General features: G+C 61.3%; 1 protein-coding gene. It reads left to right on the top strand.

The genetic code is table 11. The features are described 5' to 3' along the window. Nucleotides 1-79 precede the first annotated feature (79 nt). Nucleotides 80-1,465, top strand: coding sequence for an IS5/IS1182 family transposase (locus BW990_RS20890; RefSeq protein ID WP_076451417.1), 1,386 nt, complete (start codon nt 80-82; stop codon nt 1,463-1,465). Nucleotides 1,466-1,541: the final 76 nt, after the last annotated feature.

The raw sequence follows: 1,541 nt of genomic DNA, 5'->3' as shown, positions 1-1,541 counted from the left end.
TATTCCGTTGAAAAACTCGCCTTGCTTGAGGAGCTGACCGCTGATTCAATTTGGCTGCGGCAGCTTGAGGTGAACGGTGATGATGGGGTCCCGGCAGGAAGCGCAAGGCGCACTGTTCTACGAGTTCTCTATCGAAGCGCATGTGCCGCCTGACCATATGCTCAGATCTGTGGATCGGTTCGTCGACCTGACGGGCATCCGGCAGCACCTTGCGCCATTCTACAGCTCCACTGGGCGACCGTCGGTTGATCCGGAGCTGATGATCCGAATGCTGCTGGTCGGTTACATCATGGGCATCCGGTCCGAGCGCCGCCTCTGCGAGGAGGTTCATCTCAACCTCGCCTATCGCTGGTTCTGTCGTCTCGATCTGAGCGATCCCGTTCCGGACCACTCTACCTTCTCCAAGAACCGCCACGGTCGTTTCCGCGACAGCGATCTGCTTCGGCACGTGTTCGAGACAGTGGTAGCACGGTGTATCGCGGAGGGCTTGGCGAGCGGCCAACGTCTCGCCGCTGACGCCAGCATCATTCAGGCCGACGCAAACCGGCAGAACTCGACGCCCAAGTCGGACTGGCAGCCCGGGAGTATCAATCCTGAAGACGCGCCAAGAGCGGTCAGGGAATACCTGGAAACGCTCGACGATGCGGCCTTTGGTGCAGCGAGCCCGGTCGAGCCGAAGTTTACCTCGCATTCAGATCCGGCCTCGCAATGGACCGGGGCTCGGGGAGGTCCGGCCTATTTTGCCTACTCCACCAACTACCTGATCGACACCGATAACGGCGTGATCCTCGATGTGGAGGCCACCCGGTCGATCCGCCAGGCCGAGCTCGGATCGGTGCGGACGATGATCGACCGGGTGAACTACACCTTCGGTCTCCTGCCGGAGCGGCTGATCGCAGACACCGCCTACGGCGCCGGTTCCATGCTGGACTGGCTGGACCGGCAGCGCGGCATTGCGCCCCATATCCCGGTGGTCGACAAGTCCGCGCGCAAGGACGGGACATTCGAGCGCGCCAACTTCACCTATGATGCCGAGACCGACGTCTACACTTGTCCAGGCGGCAGGGAGCTGAAGCAAAGCCGCCGGACCTTCACGAAACCCCGCGAGAAGAAAGCCGACAAGGACGGCATGCTCCGCTACCGGGCGAGCAAGGCCGATTGCGATACTTGCACGTTGAAGTCACGCTGTTGCCCGAAGGAACCCGCGCGCAAGATCCTCCGGTCGATCTTCGAACCATCCCGAGACCGAGCACGTGCAATCGTCCAGACCACCGATTACGTGATCTCCTGCAAGCTGCGGAAGAAAGTGGAGATGCTGTTCGCGCATTTGAAGCGCATTCTGGGCCTCACCCGTCTCCGATTACGGGGCCCGAACGGCGCACGCGACGAATTCCACCTCGCAGCAACCGCCCAGAACCTCCGGAAGCTCGCAAAGCTCCTTCCAGTTCCGGAAGTCGCCAGCTGAGGTAGGTCAGGCGCATGCGCCGCAAATCTTGCACGAAGGGCAAATCGCCCGCCGAGCCGAGTTTTTCAACGGAATA

The sequence above is a fragment of the Roseivivax lentus genome, from assembly GCF_900156805.1.
Classification (GTDB): Bacteria; Pseudomonadota; Alphaproteobacteria; order Rhodobacterales; family Rhodobacteraceae; genus Roseivivax; species Roseivivax lentus.
The sequence above is the reverse complement of the archived record's forward strand: the minus strand, read 5'-3'. Positions and strand labels throughout refer to the sequence as shown.